The organism is Hafnia paralvei (assembly GCF_020150375.1).
Lineage (GTDB): Bacteria > Pseudomonadota > Gammaproteobacteria > Enterobacterales > Enterobacteriaceae > Hafnia > Hafnia paralvei.
Map to the genome: position 1 here is coordinate 2254658 of NZ_CP083737.1, position 16273 is coordinate 2270930.

A 16273-nucleotide genomic window follows, 5' to 3' on the forward strand; every position below is an offset into this window, starting at 1 on the left:
TACGTCACTGCGGTTTTTTAGGTCTTTTAACGGTCCGGTTCTGCCATAGGGGATTAAATATTTACGGCATAGGTCTCACGCTTAGTCCGGTTACAAATCGAACTAGTGCTTGATATCCGCTTTAGACAGATCTGCACGGATATCGCTGACCTGCGACGCGCTAACGGGTTCGGCCTGATTTCCCCAGCCTGTTCGTACAAATGATAGCAATTGAGCGATATCCTCATCGTTGAGTCGCCAGCCAAAGTCGGGCATCGTGAGGCCTGTTGGGGCTGACTGCGTTTTTGGAACATGAGAGCCTTTCAGCACGATACTAATCAGCGATGAAGGATCTTTGCTTAGCACGACAGGGTTATGTGCGAGAGCAGGAAACCTATTCTTGTAGCCGAGACCATCTGAACGATGGCAGGCTGCGCAATTATCGAGGTAAATCTGAGCTCCTGTCTGAGTGACTTTTCCGCTTGCCAGTGCCTGATAAGTCTTGTCGTCACGAGTGGGTTCTGGGGCACTATCGCCAACAGGTTTAAGCGATTTCACATACACGGCAATCGCTTGTAAATCATCATGACTAAGGTATTGAGTACTATCCTGCACCACATCTGTCATGGAGCCGAACGCTGCCGATTTTTCTGTATGACCCGATTTTAGGAACTGGGCGATGTCTTGCACACTCCAGCGGCCTAATCCTGTGACTTTATCTCCGCGCAGGTTAGCTGCGTGCCAGCCTTCTAACGTTCCTCCGCTCAGATATTCTGACTCCGTCTGGTCAAGGGCTTTCTCTTGGAAACCTATTCCGCGAGGCGTATGGCAAGAGCCACAGTGGCCTAGTCCTTGTACAAGATAAGCCCCACGATTCCACGTTGTATTTTGTTGTGTATCGACTTGGTATGTACCATCGTGGCGGAATAACATATTCCAAGCGACTAGTGGCCATCGCATGTTGAGTGGCCATGGGATATCGCTGTCTTTGTTTGTCTGAGCGACAGGTTTTACGCCATGTTGAAAATAGAGATAGAGATCTTGAAGATCGTCATCATTGATTTTGACAAACGAAGGATAGGGCATCGCTGGATAAAGATGGCTACCATCTTTGCGGATGCCTTGGCGAACAGCATCTGCAAATTCTGCATAGCTATATTCACCTATCCCGTTTTTTCGATCCGGCGTGATGTTGGTGGAATAGATCGCGCCTACCGGCGTGGTCATTTTTAATCCCCCCGCGAAAGGTTGCCCTCCGGGAGCCGTATGGCAGGCGGTACAATCACCTGCGCGTGAGAGATATTCTCCATGGGCGATGCGTTGTTCGAGTGGTGTAGGCGCGGCTTGGATGCAAAAACTGCTTGTACCCAGTAAGAGCATGGCTAGCTGTGTTAGCGTGATCGTTTTCATTATTGCTCTCCCTGTTAGGCCTGAACCAATGGGCCAGGATTGGCTAAGTATTGAGTGCGAATGGCATGTGCTGACCAATAAGCAAGTGCGCCAACTAATCCTGTGGGGTTATAGGCCATGTTTTGTGGGAAGGCGCTGGCGCCCTGTACGAAGACGTTGGGTACGTCCCAGCTTTGCAGATATTTGTTAATCACACTATTGGATGGATTGTCGCCCATGATAGCGCCACCGGTGGTATGCGTTGACTGATAGGGGCGTACGTCGTAATGGCTGTTCATATCCATTACAGAGATTTTCATCTGTTTAGGGTTCATAGCCGTCGCAATTCCCTGCATTTTGCTGGTGATGTGCTGTGTCATTTTGATTTCGTTTGGCTTCCAATCAAATGTCATGCGCAATAGCGGTTGGCCGAAATCATCTTTATAGTTGGGATCGAGGTCGAGATAACATTCTTTATACGGCATCACGGAACCTTCAGAACCAATACTCATGGAGTGCAGGTAGTTATCTTTAATCCCTTGCTTCCATCCAGCCCCCCATGTTGGTGTCTCTGCGGGTAACGACATTTGTTGAATCGGGCGACCGCCGGTGCGCACTGCAGATATGTAAGCGCCACCGATAAAACCGAGATCGCTATGATCAAAGTTGTCGCTATTGAAGTCGTCGATAACAGCTCCTGCGGCGCCTGCACCAATGAAGGGATTGAAATTGGTGTCCTTATCAAAAAATACGGAGATACCGCTGTTCATTTGATAGGCGTAATTTCTGCCGACCATACCTTCGCCCGTTTGTGGGTTATAAGGTGTTCCAATTCCAGAGAGTAACAGCAGACGAACATTGTGCAGTTGATATGCACTTAAAATCACGATGCTGGCAGGTTGTTCGATTTCACGCCCCTGAGCATCGACATAAGTCACTCCGGTTGCCTTTTTACCGCTACTATCAAGATTGACCTTTATGACCATTGAGTTAGCGCGTAGCTCGAAGTTTTTTCTCTGAGTTAATACCGGGAGAATCGTCGATTGAGGGGAGCCTTTAGAATACATAAAGCATCCGAAGCGTTCGCAGAACCCACAGTAGTTACAAGGGCCGAGTTGGACTCCATAGGGATTGGTGTAAGGCTGGGAACAGTTGGCGGCTGGGATAGCAAAAGGATGATATCCGAGTTCTTTAGCCGCTTGGCTAAACAATGTGCCAGAGTACAGTTGTTTAAGCGGTGGCGTTGGGTATTCAGACATCCGCGGCCCTTCGAAAGGGTTACCGCCATCAATAATTTTCCCCTGCAAATTGCCTGACTTTCCTGCCGTTCCGCATACTTTTTCGAACTTATCAAAAAAGGGTTCTAAATCGTCATAGCTCACAGGGTAGTCCTGCAACAGCATTCCTTCAGGGATGAATGACTTACCATAACGTTCCATCACGGTGGTATGCATTTTTAAATCACTGGGAAGGGCGCGCCAGTGCATTCCGTTCCAATGTACTCCGGCACCGCCTACGCCGTTACCTGGCAGAAACGATCCAAATTGACGATATGGAACGGCATAATCACCCGGGTTGTGGCGCACGGTAACCGTTTCTTTTGATGCCTCTTGGAAGAGTTTTAGGCGGATCCCATAAGTTAGTTCATCAGCGATGCGAGGATAGGCAAAATCAGGATAGGTATCGCGTTTTTCCCCGCGTTCTAAAGCGACGACGCTCAAGCCCGCATCGGTCATTTCCATCCCCATAATGGCGCCTGTCCAGCCGAAGCCGACAATAACCACATCAACGGGCTCTTTTTTTATTGTTGTCATTATGCAGTCCTCTTGCTGGAAATACTGATGGGGCCTTGTGGGTAGGGCTCATTCGGATGGTCGACCCAATCCGTGTAGTCGGCGCGAGCTCCGGGGAAACCTATGAGTTGCCACGATGCCAACGTCTGGTTTCCGCCGTGAATAGGATCCGCCAGATAGCCTTCTTTGGTATTTTGCAGCAGTAGGTCAAAAAACATTTTCGCGGATACGCTATCGAAGCTGGGCTTATCTTTTTCAAGATTGGAGAGAACCTGATCTTGTTGATCTGGGGAAAGTTCGGCAAAACGCTGTTTAAACTGCTTGCGACAATAGTTATTTACCTCACTGATACCTAAACGATAAACCTCTCGCGGCACGAGTTTGGATTGGTATCCAAGCTCGGGAACCGCAGAGACAAATGGCGGATGCATATACCAGAGACCGCCGCGCCCAAAAGGTGCCTCCATTTGTTTATCGATAAACACCGGCACACCTTGCTCAACGGCCCCTGGGCCATTGGCATCACTCGGGATTAATCGCTCACAGGCAGCCAACAAAAATGCCCATTCTTCATTATTAAAGTAAAGAGGGACATAGTGCTGGCTGACGCCGGGAGATTTTTCAGAGGCTGTCTGCGCCGCTGATGCGAACGAGACAACCCCCGAACCGGTAGCCGCGGCTAGTGGAATAAGTGTGAGCGTCTTTTTTAAAAATTGCCTTCTGGATGGCATTGCTTCATGGGGCTTTGACATAACTACAGCACCTTGCATTAAAGGATACGCTCTACTCATAAAATGCAGCTGGCTTTGATTTAGCGCCAGATTGAGAAGAGAGGATCGAAGGATGATGAGAGTCTTATAATTGGCATCTAGTTGCCTTGTTTATGATTAGGTTGCTAATCATATATTCCATTGTAATTGCATGGATATAAAAAACAATTAAGAAAATATTTTCATACAATTTATTTACCACTCAGATAACTATCGATAACTAGCCAAGGGTGGGTTTAGGGAGCATAGGAGGAAAATGGCAAAGAAAACGATTGCCTCTAAGGGGGAAGGAAATATGATTGTTCGATTCAGCTCTCAGTATTATTTCAATGGTATTATTAAGGTACTACGCAATGAAAGGGTTCTTAGTCCATTCGTGTGCAAGGAAATCAAATGCAAACTGTGAATAATAACAATACAAAACTCTCCGTGATGATGTTCGTGGAATGGTTTATCTGGGGGGCGTGGTTTGTTCCGCTTTGGCAATATCTGAACAAACTGGGGTTTTCTCCCTCTGAAATTGCGTGGTCGTACAGCAGTACTGCCATTGCCGCTATCCTATCTCCAGTGTTAGTCGGGGTTATCGCAGACCGATATTTTGCTGCGCAGAAAGTATTAGGGTGGTTACACATAGTGGGTGGGGGGCTGATGCTGCTGTTGGCTTGGCAAATTCAATTCTCTACTTTTTTCCCGCTGTTGGTCGTCTATGCCTTGACCTATATGCCAACGGTAGCGCTGACCAATAGTATCGCTTTTGCCAATATTCGCGATACGGAAAAGGATTTCCCACGCATTCGTGTGTTAGGCACTTTAGGATGGATTGCTTCTGGGCTGGTGGTTGGATTTGTGCTACCACCATTATTGGGGATGGAAAACGTCTCTGACACTAACCTTCCGTTGATTGTTACCGCTATTGCCTCTGTGCTACTCGGTCTGTACAGCTTCATGCTACCGAATACACCGCCGAAAGTCGGGCAGCGCACGGACATCAAAGACCTGCTGGGCCTGAACGCGCTAGGACTGTTGCGCGATCGTTCATTCGCTATTTTTGCTTTGTGCTCATTCCTGTTCTGCATGCCGCTGGCGTTTTACTACCAGTTTGCAAATGGCTACCTAACTCAGGTTGGTTTACAAAATGCGACAGGGTGGATGACGCTGGGGCAGGTTTCTGAAATTTTCGCCATGCTTGCGTTGCCGTTCCTGCTTAAGCGTTACGGTATTAAGAAAGTGCTGTTGTTAGGCTTTGTCACCGCGGGTATCCGCTATGTTCTCTTTATCTACGGCGGTACAGCAGACATGCTGATGTACAGCATGTTATTCATCGGCATTCTGTTGCATGGCGTGAGTTATGACTTCTATTTTGTCACCGGTTATATCTACGTTGATAAGAAAGCACCTGCTCATATGCGCACCGCGGCTCAAGGCCTGATCACGCTGATTTGTCAGGGCTTCGGTAGCTTTATTGGTAACTGGCTAGGCGGGCGTGCAATGACAGCATTCCAACTACCTGAAGCGCACAACGGGATGACTTTCGACTGGTTTACCGTCTGGGGCGTGGGGGCTGCGATGGTGTTTGCGGTCATGCTGTTATTCGTACTATTTTTCCGCGAAAAGAGTAAAGAAATCGGCCAAATTGCCCTCTGAAATTAATACTGTTTTTTGAATCCTAGCGGAGACGACAGGTCTTTGGCCCGTGTCTCCGATGAAATATTGAGGTTGTTATGACGTTACAAGTATCGGCAGGAAAAGATCTAACTATCCAGCAACGCATTCTGGGAGCGCTTTATGGCCAGATGTTGGGAGACTCTCTGGGGATGCCGTCTGAGCTGTGGCCACGTTCTCGGGTGCGCAGTCATTTTGGTTGGATTGATCGTTTTCTGGATGGCCCACAGGAAAACTCTGCTGCTTGTTATTTTTCCGCCGGCCAATTCACCGATGATACGTCAATGGCGCTAGCATTAGCCGATGCCTTGTTAGAGGCAAATGGGAAAGTGGTTCCAGAGCTGATCGCGCGTAACGTTATTCGTTGGGTCGATAGCTTTGATGCATTCAATAAAAATATCTTGGGCCCAAGCTCTAAAGTGGCGCTGCGTGAGCAGAAAGAAGGCAAGCCGATTAGCAGTTTGGAAAACAATGGTGTGACGAATGGCGCAGCAATGCGTGTTTCCCCCCTAGGGTGTGTCTTGCCATCGGCACCGTTACGCACCTTTGTTGATCAGGTTTGGGAGGCGTCGAGCCCAACGCATAAGTCTGATATTGCTGTCGCGGGGGCAGTCGTCATTGCGTGGTCAGTATCTAAAGCGATTGAGGGCGCAAGCTGGGCCGAAATTAAAACGGCTTTGCCTGCCGTTGCCGCCTATGCACAAGAATTCCGTCCATCCACTTTCAGCGCGTCGCTGGCAGCGCGTATCGAACTCGCGCTTTCCGTGGTTGCCCATGCGGATGGTATTGAAGATGCCAGCGAGCGTGTCTATCAGTTGGTCGGAGCCGGTGTGAGTACTATCGAATCAGTTCCTGCAGCGATAGCAATGGTGGATTTGGCTAACGGCTGTCCGAATCGGTGCGCGGAATTGTGTGCCAACCTTGGGGGCGATACCGACACCATCGGGGCAATGGCGACGGCGATCTGTGGTGCATTGCAAGGCGTTGATGCGATCAAAAAGGCGTGGCTGGATACGCTAAAGAAAACCAATCCCATTGATATGACGCGCTATAGCCGTGCGTTTGAACAATTTCGCGCTCAATGGCAGGAAAGCAAATAATGAAACCGTGGCTGAACCAATTTGTTGAACAACGCAAGCAGGCGCAGCCCGTGATGGTGCTTGGTGCCTCAGTGATGGACGTTGTGGCTGAAACCGATCGTTTGCCTGAGCGAGGTGGCGATCAGCCTGCTTTCGAGCGCGGCGTACATCTGGGGGGCTGCGCGCTTAATATTGTCTTAGCGCTGCATCGTCTTGAGGTAAATTGCACACCGATGCTGCCCGTTGGCGAAGGTATGTGGGCCGATCGCTTACGAGCGGAAATGGCGCGGAAAGGTATTGAAAGTCAGCTTAATGTAAACGGTGGCGATAATGGCTGGTGCCTGGCGCTGGTTGAGCCGGATGGTGAGCGTACTTTTATCTCTTTCGACGGCATTGAGAACCAATGGCAGCCGCATTGGCTGGAATCTATGCAGCCAACATCCGGTTTTGTGTCAGTCTCTGGTTATCAGTTAAGTTCTCCGAACAGCGATGTATTGATTAATTGGCTACAGCACTTGCCTGTGGAAGTTAAAGTCGTGATTGATTTTGGCCCTCGATTAGATCGTATTGCCCCGCAAACAGTACAACAACTGCTTCGCCCCGGAGTGATCCTGACGTTGAACGAGCGTGAGGCTAAGCTCTTGGGCATGCAAGGTGATGACGTTGTCGCATTCTGCCATCGGCTTTATGAGCTGACTCATGAACTCGTGGTGGTCAGAATGGGAGATGCAGGGTGTTATTACCAACGGTCTCATGACGATGCTGGATGGGTTGAACCCTGCCGTGTACAGGTGGTTGATACGATCGGTGCGGGCGATAGCCATTGTGCGGGATTGCTCGCAGGGCTGGCGAGTGGACTCACGGCTAAAGATTCGTTGATATTAGCCAACCACGTTGCCGCGTATGTGGTTTCATTCCGAGGCGGTGATTGCGCGCCGACGGTTGGAGAACTAACGACATTTTTCTAACCCGTTACGCCCAGTCTCCTTCAAGCACGACTCAAGCAAGCACTACTCAATAATCAATCGTGCTCGCTTGCCGGTCATTGTTAACATGCCGACAAGCGAGTCGATAGTGAATTTATCGGTCTTTTGATTAACAACATCTGACACTCTAGGACGAGAGATATTCAAGATCTCAGCGGCGGCACTCTGCTTGAGATTGTTTGTGGTAATCCACTGGGTGATTTCAACCATCAGCATGACTTTCATCTCAAGTTCTGCACTAATTTGTGCCAGAGATTCGGCCTGTAATTGCGTGGCTGTAACGCTAGAAAAACCTAACTCGGTAAAAATATTCCCATCGGCTGGCGTGAGGTGACGAGATTTAACATCAATATGATCAGCCATGTTTGAGACTCCTTTCTTTGATGATTTCTTGGTAGCGCAATGCCACGATTTCATTGTCTTTCTGCGATGTTTTTTGTGTTTTTTTAACAAAACAGTGCAGCACATAAATGCATTCGTGGAACGTAGCAACATATATGATGCGGTGCTGGTTGTTGTCTTCGTTGATACGAATCTCAGTCACGCCAGCGCCTAAATCGTTTCTTGGCTTCCAATGCCTAGCTTCCAGCCCGTGTTGCACGCGATGTAGCTCAAACCCTGCGATTTTCTTTACGCTCTCAGAAAACGAAATTAACGTTTTGCGAGAGGAGCCCCGCCAGTCAATGGGTTTAACGACAGGAGAAATATGCAGCCCTGACAGCGTGATAGCAATGAAAGTCCTTTTTGATGTATGCATCGTGCGCGTCCTTGTGTATAAAATTTTATACAAATCTGTGCGTTTGGCAAGCACAACGTTTAAAATGGAGGAAAATAGTTTGCGCTGATCTAGCGGTAAAGCAGGGTAAGACGGATAAGGCCGAAGGTCTCGGTGTAATGAGGTTGGTGATAAATATCTGCGAGGTTATACGCGAGGATGTGTGACAAAATGAGCTAATGCTAAGCACGTTTTGCGAGCGGCTTGGCAGGATGCGAAAAATAAAACGCCATCCACGTTATCCTTAGATGGCGCTATTTTTTTTGTGACAACGTAACGGTTAGTCTTCAGTAGAGTATTCGTACATATCACCACGACAATAGTTAATGCTGTACTCCAGCGGTCGTAGTTCGTGATCGAGCAGGGTTTGACGAATCACTAGCATCGCGGAAGGCTCTTTAATCAATAATTTCTCGCGCAGTTCATTATCAGCTAAACAGGCGCTTATTTGGCTATAGAGTTTGCCAAATTGAATTCGGCGACTGCGTAGATAGTCATACAGCGAGTTACCAATTTGTTCCACGTCATCAATAGCATCTTCAACTACGTAGGAGATCGCGACAGAAACCGGGCTATGGTCAACGGTGCGAATACGCTCAAGGCGAAACACCGGGCTATTTTGTGGAATACTGAGTTTTTCAGCCACGCTAACAGAAGCGACAACGCGCTCGCGTTTTAGCCATACGGAACCGGGGATACGCCCTTGCAAATTAACTTCGTCTGAGAATCCTTTAATGGTGGCGAGTGAGTATGCCAGCGGCGGAGTTGGCACATTCTTCACCATGGTGCCAAAGCCTCGGCCTCGCCCGATGATGTCGTCCTGTTCTAAACATGCCAGCGCTTTACGGACGGTAATTCGCGAAATTTTCAATGCGTCAGTAAAAGCACGTTCGCTGGGGAGAAAGTCTCCCGGTTTCACGATCCCTTGATCGATGGCTTCACGTAGAGACTCATTAAATCTCAGATAAATTGGCATTGAGCCCGTTTGGGCAATATCTTGCTGTAATTTATTCAATAATTGCTGGCTATTTTCAGCGCTCATAGCTTTGAACGTCCGGATTATTGGTATTGATTAAGACGGATGAGATTCTCAGTGTAGACCGTGATTTCAGATAGCAGAAGGAAAAAAGCGTGATTTCGTGGAGGAGGGAGGTATTGATAGACAAACGGTGTGTGATTGAATAAAAACTGCCCACCGAAGTGAGCAGTTTGAGTGAATGCATGAGGTAGATACGGGACTACTTCAGCTTATCCACCAAAGTGATAGCCTCGCCGATATAGTTGGCTGGCGTCATCGCTTTCAGGCGAGTTTTTTCTTCATCAGGTAGTGCTAAACCATCAATAAAGGCCTGCATTCCTGCTGCATCGACGCGTTTACCACGGGTTAGCTTTTTCAGCTTCTCATAAGGCTTTTCAATACCATAACGGCGCATCACGGTTTGAATCGGCTCAGCCAAAACTTCCCAGTTATGATCCAGTTCATCCAATAGATGATCGCGGTTCACTTCCAGTTTGCTGATCCCTTTCAACGTCGACTGATAGGCAATCAGTGCATAACCCAAGCCAACGCCCAGATTACGCAAGACGGTGGAGTCTGTAAGGTCACGCTGCCAACGAGAAACCGGCAGCTTAGATGCAAGGTGACCTAATACCGCATTTGACAGACCCAGATTGCCTTCGGAGTTTTCGAAGTCGATTGGGTTTACCTTGTGTGGCATGGTCGACGAACCAATTTCGCCAGCGATAGTTTTCTGCTTGAAGTGGCTGAGCGCGATATAGCCCCAGATGTCACGATCGAAGTCGAGCAGAATGGTGTTGAAACGTGCTACGCAGTCGAACAGTTCAGCAATGTAATCATGCGGTTCGATTTGAGTCGTGTACGGATTCCATTGAATGCCCAGTGAGGTGACAAACTCTTCACTGAACTGATGCCAGTTGACTTCAGGATAGGCGACTAGGTGCGCATTATAATTGCCGACGGCACCGTTAATTTTGCCGAGAATATCTACTTTCTCTAACTGGCGGAACTGGCGCTCCATACGGTATGCCACGTTGGCAAATTCTTTACCGACGGTGGACGGCGTTGCTGGCTGACCATGGGTGCGAGACAGCAGAGGAATATCGCGATACTCCTGAGCTAGACCGGCGATGGCGTCGATAATTTTGCGCCACTGCGGCTTGATAACTTCTTCGCGGGCGGTGTTCAGCATCAGCGCATGAGACAGGTTGTTAATGTCTTCAGAAGTGCAGGCAAAATGGATGAATTCAGATACCGCATGCAGCGCAGGGACTTCGGCAACTTTCTCTTTCAAAAAGTATTCGACGGCTTTGACGTCATGGTTGGTAGTGCGTTCGATGGTTTTAATGCGCTGAGCATCTTGCTCGCTGAATTCGGCAACGATTTTATCAAGGTAAGCGTTTGCGTCGGCGTCAAAAGACGGAACTTCGCGAATTTCTGCACAGGCTGCCAATTTTTGCAGCCAGCGTACTTCTACCTGCACACGGAACTTCAGCAGACCATATTCACTGAAAATCGGACGTAGCGCGGTGACTTTATCGCCATAGCGGCCGTCAATCGGTGACACTGCGGTCAGAGAGGATAATTCCATCGGTAGCAACTCCTGAGGGATTGAGGTGGATAATCAAATCGATAAAACGTCCGGTGGAATACCACCGGAACTAGCAATGTGTGAGTAAATTTTGTGCCATCTGGAACAGGCGATTACGTGAAAACATCAGCTGTAAACGGCCACCGCCGACCTGTTGCCACAGAATACCTGAACGGATCCCCGCCAGCAGTGCAGCGCGCACTTTGGCTTGAATCAGCGGATTTTGCAGGATGGTTGGCGACCCTGTGACCTGAATACGTGGTCCTAAAGGGCTAACGACATCCACATAGATCGAGGCCAGAGAGCTGACTATGGTTTCTGACTCGAGGTCAAAGTGGGCGAGTTGACGGTCTAAAACGCTGATGCGTTCAGACAGTGTTTGCATAGCGCTATTGTTGGCAAACAGCTTGCGTTCCAACACCATCAAACTTAGGCAGTAGCGGGTCAATTCTGCGCCAGGTCCCTGGCGATTAGCATTCAACACGTTCAGCAGTGTTTCAAGACCCAGCTTGAGGTCGCGCTCGTGATCGCCAAATACGGCGAGCGTAGAAGGCGGGTTAGTTTGAAGAATACTGTTTAGCGACGTTCTCATTGCGGTGTTATCGCATTGACCTTCATGTGCCAGCTGTTGAACCAGACGAGCTGATTGACAGATACCGGCTAATGCCAAGGTGATGTCGTAGTAATTCTTCGCCACGGAGACTCCTGTATGCGCGGGCAAGGACAAAATTAACACGAGTCTGAAAACCCGTGTATAAATTTAAGGGCAGATCATGCCACAAAGCAGGGCTTAAACACAGAGGCAATCCACACCAGTGTGGTCATTTGGCTTGGTTCTGTTCAACGTAGAGAGGTGTTGGCACGTTTTTACCCCAAAACAACCTTATTTTTACCGGTATGCTTTGCCTGATACAGTGCATTATCGGCTCGATTGAGAGTTTCTTCTACTGTTGACGTTTTGCCATCATAGAGGCTGATCCCAAAGGATGCGGTGACATGTATTTTGGGGCCATGCGATAAGAAAAATTTTCGGTTGCTGATGGATAAGCGGATACGCTCACATATCTGGAAAGCACGATTCAAATCGTCGTGGTGGATAATAATCGCAAACTCTTCACCACCAAAGCGGGCAATAAAGTCGCTTGAACGAGTGATGAGGTTCATGAGCTCAGCCACTTCAACCAGTACCTGATCGCCAGCCAAGTGGCCGTAGGTATCGTTCACCAATTTGAAATTATCGATGTCGATCATCACTAAGCAGCAAGGGGTGCGGGATTTGGACAGCGCCTGTAACTGTAACTCCAATGACTGTCGATTATGCACTTTTGTCATGGCGTCACGTAAAGATTCGGCGCGCACTTTAAAAAACGCATCCACGCTGCGGCGTTTAATTGATAAGGTCTGGTAGCACACCAGTAGGCAAAGAAATGAAACGGCTTGATAAACCAGAATATCGATGACGTTGCCTTGTGTATGTAAAAACGGCAAGACAACCACGATGCGATAAAGGGTTATAAGAATAATTGTCTTGAGATAGGTGCGAAAAGTATTGCGTTTCCACACGCGGGCGAGTAGCAACGGGATCAGCATTACCGCCAGCAGAAGATTATCTAAGACGAAACCTCCGGTCGTGGCAAAGTTTACAAACCATGCGGTGATACCCGCAATGCCTCCACCAAAGAAGGTGACCAGCAGCATAGGTACGATCTCAAAGCTGTAATACACTTCGGACGTAAAATACATCTTGCTGCGCGTCAGATAGAGTGAAATCAATCCCGCCACCAGACCGAACAAAATCCTGCGGCTTAATGACGACGTCGCGCTTAATGCATTCTGTTTGCTTAGCACAAAATAGGTCACAGACAGCGAAGCATAAGTGACACAGGCATTTATATAGAGAACATCAAGCGACTGTAGCGGATTCATCGTTTATCTCTGATTAGTATTAGTCAGAATATTCTCAGTCTAGCACGTGAGTTTCAACCGCAATTTTAGAAAGGGTACGTGGATAAATGTCTGAATTCTGTCAATAAGCAAACAGGAGAGCTTATTTTGCTCTCCTGTGCGTGGGGGTAGGCTGAATTTTAGTCGATGATGCGCTGTTCTATCACGCCGCCACCAAGGCACACTTCGTCAATATAGAATACGGCTGATTGCCCCGGTGTGACGGCCGCAACAGGTTCGTCGAAGCGGACTTCAATGCGCTCGTCATCAATAGGGGTGACGGTACAGGCAATGTCCGGTTGGCGATAACGCGTTTTCACCACACAGCGGAATGGTTCGGTCACGGTTTTACGATCGACCCAGTGCAATTGCTGAGCAATCAAACCCTGAGAATAGAGACTTGGGTGATCGTGGCCTTGAGCGACTAGCAGAACATTATTTTCCAGATCTTTTTCCACCACGTACCATGGATCTTCGCCGCCATCTTTAGTACCACCGATACCTAATCCTTTACGCTGACCGAGCGTGTGATACATCAGCCCCTGATGTTGGCCGATCTCTTCACCGTCGACGGTCATGATTTTGCCCGGCTGCGCGGGCAAATAGCGACCAAGGAAATCACGGAACTTGCGTTCACCGATGAAGCAAATTCCGGTGGAGTCCTTTTTCTTCGCCGTAGCTAGGTCCAGTTGTTCTGCAATTTTGCGGACTTCTGGCTTTTCCAATTCCCCAACAGGGAACAGGCTTTGTGCCACCTGCTCATGGCTCAAGGTATAAAGGAAATAACTTTGGTCTTTATTGGTGTCAACGCCACGCAGTAATTGTGTCGTGCCATCGATATCTCGACGGCGAACATAGTGGCCGGTGGCGATGTAATCTGCGCCTAAATCCTCGGCGGCAAACTCAAGAAATGCTTTAAATTTGATCTCTTTGTTGCACAGGATATCTGGATTTGGTGTGCGACCCGCTTTGTATTCTGCCAAAAACAGTTCAAAGACATTATCCCAGTATTCGGCCGCAAAATTGACGGTATGCAGCTCGATACCCAGCTTGTCACATACCGCTTGAGCATCTGCTAAATCGGTTGCCGCAGAGCAGTATTCTTCGTTGTCGTCTTCTTCCCAGTTCTTCATGAACAGGCCAGCAACCTGATATCCCTGTTGTTGTAATAGATAGGCGGATACGGAGGAATCAACGCCGCCGGACATCCCGACGATCACTTTTTTCTGGCTGTTATCTGACATGAGACTCTCACAGTCTGAGTGGAACACAAATTTAAGGGGCGGATTTTAGCACGAAAGCAGGGCATGGAAAAAGCTCCATACCTTATTTTCTAGACGACTGGTCTAACAGGGGCGGCTCGCGAAATTAGGCATCCTTGCCTGTCAGCATTATTACAGCTGAATACTGCCGCTAAACAGTACTTTGCCGGTCGGTTGGCCGGTAGGTGAACCGCCGCGTGGCTCTAAGCTAATCGCGAGTAAGCTGCCGTTAATGATAGGTTTGCCTAAAGCGGACACCGCACTCAACGCTGAGTTGCTGATAATACCCAGCGAAATAGGTTTGCCGCCTTGGGGAATTGCCCAAAGTTCTAAACTGCGATTGCTTGGAATATTTAGACCGCGTGGTGGCATCAAGGTCAAAGCGTGGCTATTGGGATTGAGACTCACCAACCAACGCATACCGTTGTCTTGAGCGGCGAGTACCGCGACTTCGGCGGGCGGGGTGGATGGTTTCACCAGCGTTCTCGGTAGCAATACGAGCAAAAGACATGCAGCAGCTAATGCAGTGATGCCAATCCAGCCGTGGCGTTTCAGCCAGTGTGATTGAATGCTAGTGACGTTGTCACTTTCAATATCTAACCGTTTACTGATATTTTGCCAAACGTGTGCAGGTGGCTGGATCGGGCGGTACAATTCATCCAAAGGCGCTAGGCCATTTTGCCAACGCAGTACGCGTATTTGCAGCTCGGGATCTTGCGCTAGCCATTGCTCAAAGCGAGTGCGTGCTGAACCCCGTAGGGTGCCAATCACATATTCCCCAGCGAGATGATCCAGATGTTCGCTACGTGGAATCATAGTCCTAAGCATCCTTTTAGCTGCTCTAGCCCTCGCCGTATCCAGCTTTTAATGGTGCCTAACGGTTGGCGGAGAAATTCGGAAACCTCAGCATGCGACATGCCTTGATAGTAGGCTAGAACCACCGTTTGCTGCTGGTCTGAAGGTAATCCGGAGAGGCACTGTTTCAATCGCAGATTCTGTACCCCGTCATGGATATGTTGCAGCGGATCGTCGTTAACAAACGCGCTGCTTACCAGCGTATCTAACTCGTCGTCACCGGTGATTTCATAGCGTGCGTTACCGGTACGCAGACCGTCAATGGCACGGTTGCGCACGATATGTGTTAGCCATGTCTGCGGACTGCTTAGACCAGGCTGATAGCTAGCGGCTTTGTGCCAAATAGTGATAAAGCTTTCTTGCAGAATATCTTGCGCCCAAGCTGCGTTTTTTAGGATTTGCAGGGCAACTGAATAAAGACGCGGCGATGTCTGACGATAGAGCTCTTCAAAGGCCGCTCGATTGCCCCGAGCAGCCTCCTGAATGAGCCGTGTTAGATTCTCAATATCGTCACTATTCATGGTCAAACCTTGCGCAGAGAAGCCTGTTGCAAAGTATAGACTCAAGTTTCTGCGTGACGGTTTTATTTAGGAAGAAGCACCTTATCAATCACATCAATCACCCCGTTCTTCTGCTGAACATCGTAGGTGCTGATATTCGCAACTCCACCATTGGCATCTTTGATCTGGATATTGTGAGGGCCGTTTTGCATTAACCAAATTTCCTGACCGTTCACCGTTTTTAACATCGTTTGGCCGTGGCCTGCGTGGATCTTTTTCTCGAGCGATTTCATATCCAGTGCGCCGGGGACAACATGATAAGTGAGTATCGCAACCAGTTTGGCTTTATTCTCCGGTTTCAACAGAGTTTCGACGGTACCCGCTGGTAGCGCGGCAAAAGCGGCGTTAGTCGGTGCAAATACGGTGAATGGACCTTTTCCTTGCAGCGTATCAACCAAACCACCGGCTTTGACTGCGGCCACTAAGGTTGTGTGATCTTTGGAGTTCAACGCATTTTCAACGATATTTTTTTGCGGGTACATGGCTGCGCCGCCAACCATCGTGGTTCCTCCCGACATCATGGAGGCTTCATTCATGTTTTGTGCCAATGCAGATGCGCCACATACCAGCAGGGAAGTGCAGAGTAGAGTACGGGTAAACATTTTCATGA

16 protein-coding genes are annotated in these 16273 nt (G+C 48.7%); 3 read left to right on the plus strand and 13 right to left on the minus strand.

Going from position 1 to position 16273, the window contains the following annotated elements; all coding sequences use genetic code 11:
* Positions 1-102 precede the first annotated feature (102 nt).
* The 3 genes from K9N75_RS10680 to K9N75_RS10690 are packed head-to-tail and all read right to left on the minus strand — an operon-like array spanning position 103 to position 3913.
* Complete coding sequence (locus K9N75_RS10680; RefSeq protein ID WP_224452565.1) at positions 103-1389, minus strand: c-type cytochrome; 1287 nt, start codon at positions 1387-1389, stop codon at positions 103-105.
* A gap of 14 nt (positions 1390-1403) precedes the next feature.
* Positions 1404-3182 (minus strand): GMC family oxidoreductase, encoded by a 1779-nt coding sequence (locus K9N75_RS10685; RefSeq protein ID WP_008813349.1) that lies wholly within the window; start codon positions 3180-3182, stop codon positions 1404-1406.
* A complete protein-coding gene (locus tag K9N75_RS10690; RefSeq protein WP_008813350.1) occupies positions 3182-3913 on the minus strand; it encodes a gluconate 2-dehydrogenase subunit 3 family protein in 732 nt (243 codons plus the stop codon). The genes K9N75_RS10685 and K9N75_RS10690 overlap by 1 nt, the downstream gene beginning before the upstream one ends.
* 411 nt (positions 3914-4324) lie before the next feature.
* Here K9N75_RS10690 and K9N75_RS10695 point away from each other — a divergent pair, with 411 nt between their 5' ends.
* The 3 genes from K9N75_RS10695 (at position 4325) to K9N75_RS10705 (ending at position 7640) form a co-directional block, all read left to right on the plus strand.
* Entirely contained in the window at positions 4325-5575 is a 1251-nt protein-coding gene (locus tag K9N75_RS10695; protein ID WP_020303778.1) for a nucleoside permease, read from the plus strand.
* Between the two features lie 77 nt (positions 5576-5652).
* On the plus strand, positions 5653-6693 hold the full coding sequence (locus K9N75_RS10700; RefSeq protein WP_039187716.1) for an ADP-ribosylglycohydrolase family protein: 1041 nt from the start codon (positions 5653-5655) through the stop codon (positions 6691-6693).
* Complete coding sequence (locus K9N75_RS10705) at positions 6693-7640, plus strand: PfkB family carbohydrate kinase (RefSeq protein ID WP_199372347.1); 948 nt, start codon at positions 6693-6695, stop codon at positions 7638-7640. Before K9N75_RS10700 ends, K9N75_RS10705 begins: the two co-directional genes overlap by 1 nt.
* A gap of 42 nt (positions 7641-7682) precedes the next feature.
* On the opposite strand, the gene K9N75_RS10710 is transcribed toward K9N75_RS10705, so the two are convergent.
* From K9N75_RS10710 to K9N75_RS10755, 10 genes are all read right to left on the minus strand, one after another.
* Positions 7683-8021: a helix-turn-helix domain-containing protein gene (locus tag K9N75_RS10710; RefSeq protein ID WP_008813354.1), complete on the minus strand. Its 339-nt coding sequence runs from the start codon at positions 8019-8021 to the stop codon at positions 7683-7685.
* A complete protein-coding gene (locus tag K9N75_RS10715; protein WP_064574098.1) occupies positions 8014-8415 on the minus strand; it encodes a type II toxin-antitoxin system RelE/ParE family toxin in 402 nt (133 codons plus the stop codon). The genes K9N75_RS10710 and K9N75_RS10715 overlap by 8 nt, the downstream gene beginning before the upstream one ends.
* Positions 8416-8713: 298 nt before the next feature.
* A complete protein-coding gene (locus K9N75_RS10720) occupies positions 8714-9475 on the minus strand; it encodes a GntR family transcriptional regulator (RefSeq protein WP_224452566.1) in 762 nt (253 codons plus the stop codon).
* Between the two features lie 196 nt (positions 9476-9671).
* Complete coding sequence (gene purB, locus K9N75_RS10725) at positions 9672-11042, minus strand: adenylosuccinate lyase (protein ID WP_224452567.1); 1371 nt, start codon at positions 11040-11042, stop codon at positions 9672-9674.
* Between the two features lie 70 nt (positions 11043-11112).
* Entirely contained in the window at positions 11113-11739 is a 627-nt protein-coding gene (gene hflD / locus K9N75_RS10730; RefSeq protein WP_008813358.1) for a high frequency lysogenization protein HflD, read from the minus strand.
* 170 nt (positions 11740-11909) lie between these two features.
* The gene (locus K9N75_RS10735) at positions 11910-12968 is read right to left on the minus strand and encodes a GGDEF domain-containing protein (RefSeq protein ID WP_008813359.1); all 1059 of its coding nucleotides are present in this window, start codon (positions 12966-12968) and stop codon (positions 11910-11912) included.
* Positions 12969-13126: 158 nt separating this feature from the next.
* On the minus strand, positions 13127-14230 hold the full coding sequence (gene mnmA / locus K9N75_RS10740) for a tRNA 2-thiouridine(34) synthase MnmA (protein ID WP_008813360.1): 1104 nt from the start codon (positions 14228-14230) through the stop codon (positions 13127-13129).
* Between the two features lie 150 nt (positions 14231-14380).
* On the minus strand, positions 14381-15064 hold the full coding sequence (locus tag K9N75_RS10745) for an anti-sigma factor (protein ID WP_008813361.1): 684 nt from the start codon (positions 15062-15064) through the stop codon (positions 14381-14383).
* Positions 15061-15624 (minus strand): RNA polymerase sigma factor, encoded by a 564-nt coding sequence (locus K9N75_RS10750; protein WP_008813362.1) that lies wholly within the window; start codon positions 15622-15624, stop codon positions 15061-15063. Before K9N75_RS10750 ends, K9N75_RS10745 begins: the two co-directional genes overlap by 4 nt.
* 62 nt (positions 15625-15686) lie before the next feature.
* Entirely contained in the window at positions 15687-16271 is a 585-nt protein-coding gene (locus K9N75_RS10755) for a fasciclin domain-containing protein (protein WP_008813363.1), read from the minus strand.
* Positions 16272-16273 lie beyond the last annotated feature (2 nt).

Excerpts from the sequence above, each read along its gene's own strand:
- K9N75_RS10680 (WP_224452565.1), bottom strand. The coding sequence starts at position 1,389 with ATGAAAACGATCACGCTAACACAGCTAGCCATGCTCTTACTGGGTACA.
- K9N75_RS10685 (WP_008813349.1), bottom strand. The coding sequence starts at position 3,182 with ATGACAACAATAAAAAAAGAGCCCGTTGATGTGGTTATTGTCGGCTTC.
- K9N75_RS10690 (WP_008813350.1), bottom strand. The coding sequence starts at position 3,913 with ATGTCAAAGCCCCATGAAGCAATGCCATCCAGAAGGCAATTTTTAAAA.
- K9N75_RS10695 (WP_020303778.1), top strand. The coding sequence starts at position 4,325 with ATGCAAACTGTGAATAATAACAATACAAAACTCTCCGTGATGATGTTC.
- K9N75_RS10700 (WP_039187716.1), top strand. The coding sequence starts at position 5,653 with ATGACGTTACAAGTATCGGCAGGAAAAGATCTAACTATCCAGCAACGC.
- K9N75_RS10705 (WP_199372347.1), top strand. The coding sequence starts at position 6,693 with ATGAAACCGTGGCTGAACCAATTTGTTGAACAACGCAAGCAGGCGCAG.
- K9N75_RS10710 (WP_008813354.1), bottom strand. The coding sequence starts at position 8,021 with ATGGCTGATCATATTGATGTTAAATCTCGTCACCTCACGCCAGCCGAT.
- K9N75_RS10715 (WP_064574098.1), bottom strand. The coding sequence starts at position 8,415 with ATGCATACATCAAAAAGGACTTTCATTGCTATCACGCTGTCAGGGCTG.
- K9N75_RS10720 (WP_224452566.1), bottom strand. The coding sequence starts at position 9,475 with ATGAGCGCTGAAAATAGCCAGCAATTATTGAATAAATTACAGCAAGAT.
- purB (WP_224452567.1), bottom strand. The coding sequence starts at position 11,042 with ATGGAATTATCCTCTCTGACCGCAGTGTCACCGATTGACGGCCGCTAT.
- K9N75_RS10735 (WP_008813359.1), bottom strand. The coding sequence starts at position 12,968 with ATGAATCCGCTACAGTCGCTTGATGTTCTCTATATAAATGCCTGTGTC.
- mnmA (WP_008813360.1), bottom strand. The coding sequence starts at position 14,230 with ATGTCAGATAACAGCCAGAAAAAAGTGATCGTCGGGATGTCCGGCGGC.
- K9N75_RS10745 (WP_008813361.1), bottom strand. The coding sequence starts at position 15,064 with ATGATTCCACGTAGCGAACATCTGGATCATCTCGCTGGGGAATATGTG.
- K9N75_RS10750 (WP_008813362.1), bottom strand. The coding sequence starts at position 15,624 with ATGAATAGTGACGATATTGAGAATCTAACACGGCTCATTCAGGAGGCT.
- K9N75_RS10755 (WP_008813363.1), bottom strand. The coding sequence starts at position 16,271 with ATGAAAATGTTTACCCGTACTCTACTCTGCACTTCCCTGCTGGTATGT.